Source organism: Streptomyces niger (assembly GCF_000718305.1).
GTDB lineage: Bacteria > Actinomycetota > Actinomycetes > Streptomycetales > Streptomycetaceae > Streptomyces > Streptomyces niger.
This window is the reverse complement of sequence record NZ_JOFQ01000022.1, coordinates 88294-94293: the sequence shown is the minus strand read 5'-3', so window position 1 is coordinate 94293 and position 6000 is coordinate 88294. Positions and strand designations below refer to the sequence as shown.

Below are 6000 nucleotides of genomic sequence, written 5' to 3'. Positions count from 1 at the left end.
AGTTGTGGGCGGTCATCGAGCCGCTGTTGCCGAAGGTGGAGCGTCGGGCCCTGCATCCGGGACGCAAACGGCATCCGGACCGGCTGGTGTTCCAGGGCATCCTGTTCGTGCTGCACACCGGGATTCCTGGGAGCACCTTCCGCAGGAGCTTGGCTTCGGCTCGGGCATGACCTGCTGGCGCCGGCTCGCGGAGTGGACCAAAGCCGGGGTGTGGCCCCGGCTGCATGAGGTCCTGCTGGCGCAGCTTCGCGGTGCGAACGCTCTGGACTTCTCCCCGGCAGCCGTGGACGGCTCCCACATCCGGGCGTTAGAGGGGGAGCCAAGACGGGACGAAGCCCTGTCGACCGGGGTAGGACGGGCAGCAAACATCACCTGATCACCGATGCCACCGGCATTCCGCTCGCCGTCACACTGACCGGCGGCAACCGCAACAACGTGACGCAGCTAGTCCCCCTGCTTGAGGCCGTGCCGCCGGTGCGGGGCAAGCGCGGCCGACCTCGACGCCGCCCGGGCGTGGTGCTGGGCGACCGTGGCTACGACCACGACAAGTACCGCCGCCTGGTCCGCGCTCTCGGCGTGAAACCGATGATCGCCCGCCGGGGCACCGAGCACGGCTCCGGTCTGGGTACCCAACGCTGGGTCGTGGAGCGCGCATTCGCCCACCTGCACTGGTTCCGCCGCTTACGGATCCGCTGGGAGATCCGCGACGATATCCACGAAGCCTTCCTCACCCTCGGATGCGCACTCATCTGCTGGCGACGCCCGAAGGCATCACGGTAGGAAGTCTCAGGTGATGTCGTCGACAAGAGCCTCAAGGTGGCGCTCTCCGTCGCGGGTGTGCGCGCCGGCGGCCAGCGCAGCCTTGGCGAGACGGGCCGCAGCGGGCTCACTGAAGAGTCCGCTTAGGAGCTCATTGGCCTTCCGCAGGCCGTGAGTGGTCGACCCGGCCGCGGCGTCGACCGCTTCGGTCGCGGCACGGGCGACCCCGGGCGGCAAAGCGGCGATGCGGGCGGCGAGAGTGTCGACGACGTGGTCGAGCTCGGTGTCCGGCACGGCCCGGTTCACCCATCCGATCCGTTCCGCGGTCGCGGCATCGATCAGCTGCCCGCCAAGAATGATCTCCAGTGCGCGTGCCCGACCCACGAGACCTGGCAGGTACGCGGTGCCTCCCGCACCCGGGATGATTCCCAGCCGGCACTCCATCTGGGCCATTGCGGCGCGCTCGAGCGAGGCGAACCGCATGTCCATCGCGGACAGCAGTTCCGCACCGCCGCCACGTGCCAGTCCGCGCAGCTTTGCGATGGTGACCTGCGGCAGCGACCGGATGCGTTCGTGGAGCCGCATCATCGGGTTGAGGTACTGGTCCTGTTCGGGCGCGATGGGGAGGGCAACGAATGCCGCGGGGTCGTCAGCGGTCGTCATGTCGCCGTGCGCGATGAAGAAGTCCGGGTCCGCGCTGTCGAAAACGATCACCCGGATGTCATGGTCGCCGGACATGACGTCCGCGAACCGGTCCAGGTCCGTCATCAGGGCAGCGTCGAGCAGATTGATGGGAGGGTTGTCGATCATGACGTGTGCAACGCCGCTGGTGAGGGAGATCTTGAGGGTCGAGTACGCGTCGGTCATGATTCCCTTTCGCCGTCAGGCCGTTCCTCGATAGGTATACGAGGTATATCTAGTAGTGCAGATATACTTCAACGAAATCAGGTATCGCCAGGTAGACCGCAGTGCCCGAAGTGGAGCTCAACGGCGCTGGCCGGCAGTTGCTCGACCAGCTCTTCGACAAGTGGTCCTTGCTGGTCCTGGCCGCATTGTGCGACCGACCCCGACGCTTCAACGAACTCCGGCAACACATGCCCGCTGTCACCCCGAAGTCACTGACCGCCTGCCTGCGACGACTGGAGCGCAACGGCATGGTCGAGCGAGCCGTCGTGTCCACGGATCCGGTGGCGATCGAGTACCGGATCACGCCACTGGGCCGGACCCTTCGGTCCCCTGTGCACGCCGTGCTGGAATGGGCCGCCGCTCACCTCGACGCGGTCGAAGCCGCCCGCTGTCACTACGACCAGCGACGTGTGGACAAGTGACATCCCGGCGTGCCTGGCGCAGGGCGGCGCCGGGACTCCCAACTAACTGGCCACGTCGGGCCATTGGGTGCGTGCGGCCAGAGCCAGACCCGTACCAAGGATCGCCCAGCCGGTCCGGACCCATATCCAGAATGAGCTCGGCCCTCGCCGCACCATCGCGACATCCGCATGAGCAGAAGCGGCATGTCTATGCCGATCTCCTGATGAACTACGCATGGATGGGCTTCGAAATCGGGACCATCCGCGAGCGCCTGCTGCGGGACATGCTCGCCGGCATGTTCACCGGAGAGGCGGGGCGGCACTACTGGATCAGGGTTCATGCCTCGTGGATCGCCAGTTCGTCCGCAAGCCGTGTCGGCCGTCGCTTCCTGGCCATCGTGGACGAGGAACATGCGCGCGCTGTCGTTGCCGGGCCACCGATCCGCTCGAATGTTGTGTCCGGGCCGCCGCCACCCGCTGCGCCTGTCACGGGAACATCGCGTGCAGGGCGAACGTCGGCCGGCGCCCTGATCGGTCTGGCCGCTGGACTGGTGCTCGGTTCGTTTCTACGCGGCCGACGTTAGGGGCTCGCCCACGACGGTACGGACGACATCAGCTGGTTGCTGTGCACCTCACTTCACTTCACCTCTCTTCACCTCACTTTGACTCACTTCACTTCACCTCATCTGACCCAACCTTTCCGTCCTGACCTGCACTGACCTGGCCTGTCCGGTCACGGCCTGGGCCCCGGTGCCGGCGCGTCGGTAAGGCGGGTGTTGGTTCAGCCCAGCGCGGCCATCAGGGCGGTGACATAGGCATCCAGCCGCTCCTCCAGCACTCGCGTGGTCAGGTCGGTCCTTCCTGCCTTCCGCCACGCCTGCGCCACCTGCTGTACTTCTTCCGAGGACGCCAGTCCGTCCCGCACCTGCCAGTACAGGCGCTCGCTCGCGGCCGCGGCCAGTACACCGCCGGCCTCCTCGTACGCCTCGGAGAACCGCAGGCCCCATGCTGGGCCGTGCAGGAGCGCGAGAATGGTCGAACAGTGCGCCACATGGAGATCGGCCGGGCCCCAGGAGGCCGCTGCCCAGTCGACGACCCCCGCGATGCGGACGCCTGCCGGCCCTGGATGCTCCACATCGAACAGTACGTTGCCGGGCTGGTAATCCCGGTGCAGGAACCGCCCCTCGTAGGGCGGTGCCGGCCTGCGGATCACGTCGATCGCCGCCGCCCATGCCGCCCCGTTTGCGCCCTTCGGTACCACGACGGTGTCGGCGGTCGTCAATGCCTCATACACCCGGGGCCGCTCGGTGGGACGCAATGCGTGGATCGCCACGAGTTGTCGGGCCAGCAGGGGAACGCGCGTCTCCAATTGCTCATCGTCGAGGACCATTCGACCCGGCAGATGTGTCATCAGGAGCGACGGGTACTCGCAATGCGCGGCGGTCGGGTCCACCGCGATCAGTGCAGGAGCCGGCACGCCGGTTCCCGTGAGCTGGGTCAGGGCGCCGGCCTCCCTGTTCAGCCCGTCCTCGGCGCGCTCCACGTAGAACGGGTCGACGAAGGTCCGCAACACCAGGGTACGGGTGCCTCCATCGCGGGTGCTGACGGTCAGCCTCCGCATTTCGGCAGTGATGCCGCCGTGCAGCGCGTCGCTTCTGACGATGCGTTCGCCGGCCTCCAGGTGTCGGCTCACCCAAGCCAGGGTCAACGGTCGGACAGCCGCCGTCTCGTCGTGATGGGTCACCGGGCCACCTCAACATCCGGACGGCAGCATGCGCAAAAGCTTTTCCTGGAGGTGTTGGCCACAGCCCATGGGGACGGTTCGACGCACCTGCTCGCCGAGGTGCCGGAAGGGTCGATGCCGCAGGACACGGCCCGGCTGGCGGCCGGTCGAGCGCACTGCCGCAGACAGCAGACAGCAGACAGCAGACAGCAGACAGCAGACAGCAGGCCGGAGGCGCCGACAGGACTCTCTCGCCACACCGGAGTAACGAAGCCCGCCGGGGTGGGAGGTCAATGCCTCGTGAGGCTGATACGGCCGGCCTCGGTGAATCGGAAGCCGGACAGCCGCATCAGCACGCGGCCGTCGGACCCCACTGCCGTTATCTCGTCGTGGACGGCGTCGCGGTACAACTCCACCCCCTTGGAGTTCAGCCGGCCGATGTCGAGGTCGTTGCCCGAAACGTTGAAGACCACGCGGGAGAAGCCGAGCGGTACGGTCATGAAGATGTCGTCGGATCGGTCGGGGGCCGTGCGCGGTGTCCTGACCATGGCGTCGAGCAGTACGCACGGCGTCTGAAGCAACGGCAGGGTGGGGTCACTCGTGAGGACGTCCGGGTCGAATGTGGCCTTGCAACCGTTGGGATGCAGATACGCTTCGCGGTTTCCTGCGAAGATGCCCGTCAGCCGGCCGTTCGATCCCATGATCCCGCGATCGAGGCGAAGTCGGGTTCGTGGAGCCGGCGGCCACGGAGTCCACCATGTCGCCTCGGAATGATCGGTTTCCGGTCCGAGCACCATCTTGACGTCGCGGATGGCTCGGAAGTCGGTGAGCGACTTGCGTTCGAGTTCGGCGGCGCGTTGAATTCCGGCTCCGTGCACGAGGAGATCTACGGCCTGCCGTCGGCAAGCACCTGGGTCGCGGCACGGCGCACCGCGTCCGGGTCGGTCACGTCGCAGGCGATGTAGTGCACCGAGTCCTCTCCCGCGATCGCAGCGAGTCGGTCGATGGTGGCGCGTGTCTCGCGCGCCCGCTCCCACTGGTCGAACTTTCGGGCGACCTCGGCAACGCGGGAGTTCGGGTCCTTCTGCCTGGCCTGGGAGATGACGGCCCTCTTGCGGCGGGCCAACTGCTCGTCGCTGTCTTCAAGGATCTCTGTCGGCAGTTGGCTCAGGTCGGTCGAACCGAGCAAATAGAAGGTCGCCCGGACCTGACGGGCGAGTTCGCGGAGTACGGCTGCGGTGATGCCTCGCGCTCCCCCACTGGCCACGATCACCGACCCGTCGGCCAGGGGAGATGAGCAGGAAGGCATCGGGTCGGGGACCAGGCGGGGGAAGTGCCGGGTCCCGGCTCGGTAGTAGGCGGTCGGGATGTCCCTGCGCCAGAACGGGGTCCGGAACCCGTGCTCGCGCCCGAACTCGTCCAGACCTGCGAAGAGTTCGGGAGCATCGGTCACGACGGAGATGTAGGGGCGCTGATGCTGGTCCCACATGAAGCTCTTGAGAAGTGCGGTGACGAGGCTGCCATAGGGGGACGGCGAGGCGTCGACGAAGCCGTCCACGACCAGGACTCCGACGGTCGCGGTGGTGGTCAGCAGGTCGGTGTGGTTCTTCATCGCGAGGAAGGCCAGTTCGCCCAGGCGTCGGGTCCGGTCGGGCGGTGGCTGGGGCCAGTCGCGCGAGTCGGCCCCGTTGCTGATGACGCGCAGGTGCCGGGCCAGTTGCCCCTGACCCGCGAAGGACCGCTCATTGACCTCGGTGACGACTGTCGCCAGGCTGCTCGGGCACGCCGGGTCGGTGCAATAGAGACGCCCACGTCGGGCCCGGGCGGTCTCGGCGAGTTCCTCGGCGAATCGCGCGTCGTCGGTGAGGACGAGACTCCGGTCGGGAATGGCGGTCTCCGGTTCCCGGTCGCCCGGTCGCCCGGTCGCCATCCCGGCTCGGCCCGCAGCAATACCCGGTAGCGGTCCGTCTCTTGCGCCGCCTCCCGTGCTGCACCCTGTAGCCGCGCCGTCGACTGTCGTTCACCGGCGTGCTCGTGCCCATGCTCGTGCTCGAATGCATCTGGTCGCCGTACGTCATCGCCGTCTTGTGGCGCTGTGGTGACAGCGTCGGCCCGGTCTCCCAGTGGCGTTGCGTCGGACTGGACGGCAGCGCGCTCCACCGCCACCGCCACCGCCACCGCGAGCGACGGGCTGTTGGTGCGCGGAGTGAT

6 protein-coding genes and 1 pseudogene are annotated in these 6000 nt (G+C 67.5%); 3 read left to right on the top strand and 4 right to left on the bottom strand.

Features of this window, described 5'->3' with window-relative positions; all coding sequences use genetic code 11:
* The first annotated feature begins 2 nt into the window (after positions 1-2).
* A pseudogene (locus tag IF20_RS38365) lies at positions 3-780 on the top strand (IS5 family transposase).
* Positions 781-786: 6 nt separating this feature from the next.
* Here IF20_RS38365 and IF20_RS30950 read toward each other — a convergent pair.
* On the bottom strand, positions 787-1626 hold the full coding sequence (locus tag IF20_RS30950) for an enoyl-CoA hydratase/isomerase family protein (RefSeq protein ID WP_052868703.1): 840 nt from the start codon (positions 1624-1626) through the stop codon (positions 787-789).
* A gap of 101 nt (positions 1627-1727) precedes the next feature.
* Between IF20_RS30950 and IF20_RS30945 the strand changes: the two genes are divergently transcribed.
* Together IF20_RS30945 and IF20_RS39430 are read left to right on the top strand one after the other, a co-directional pair.
* The gene (locus tag IF20_RS30945) at positions 1728-2087 is read left to right on the top strand and encodes a winged helix-turn-helix transcriptional regulator (protein ID WP_052868702.1); all 360 of its coding nucleotides are present in this window, start codon (positions 1728-1730) and stop codon (positions 2085-2087) included.
* A gap of 131 nt (positions 2088-2218) precedes the next feature.
* Entirely contained in the window at positions 2219-2650 is a 432-nt protein-coding gene (locus IF20_RS39430) for a DUF6082 family protein (protein WP_199896820.1), read from the top strand.
* A 197-nt stretch (positions 2651-2847) separates the two neighbouring features.
* Here IF20_RS39430 and IF20_RS30940 read toward each other — a convergent pair whose 3' ends face one another.
* The 3 genes from IF20_RS30940 to IF20_RS30930 form a co-directional block, all read right to left on the bottom strand.
* Positions 2848-3810: a phosphotransferase family protein gene (locus tag IF20_RS30940; RefSeq protein WP_052868701.1), complete on the bottom strand. Its 963-nt coding sequence runs from the start codon at positions 3808-3810 to the stop codon at positions 2848-2850.
* A 269-nt stretch (positions 3811-4079) separates the two neighbouring features.
* Positions 4080-4667, bottom strand: coding sequence for a hotdog family protein (locus tag IF20_RS30935; RefSeq protein ID WP_199896819.1), 588 nt, complete (start codon positions 4665-4667; stop codon positions 4080-4082).
* An 8-nt stretch (positions 4668-4675) separates the two neighbouring features.
* Positions 4676-5719: a Rossmann-fold NAD(P)-binding domain-containing protein gene (locus IF20_RS30930; RefSeq protein WP_052868699.1), complete on the bottom strand. Its 1044-nt coding sequence runs from the start codon at positions 5717-5719 to the stop codon at positions 4676-4678.
* Positions 5720-6000 lie beyond the last annotated feature (281 nt).

Coding starts and splice junctions, on each gene's coding strand:
- IF20_RS39430 (WP_199896820.1), top strand. CDS start 2,219: ATGAGCTCGGCCCTCGCCGCACCATCGCGACATCCGCATGAGCAGAAG.
- IF20_RS30930 (WP_052868699.1), bottom strand. CDS start 5,719: ATGGCGACCGGGCGACCGGGCGACCGGGAACCGGAGACCGCCATTCCC.
- IF20_RS30950 (WP_052868703.1), bottom strand. CDS start 1,626: ATGACCGACGCGTACTCGACCCTCAAGATCTCCCTCACCAGCGGCGTT.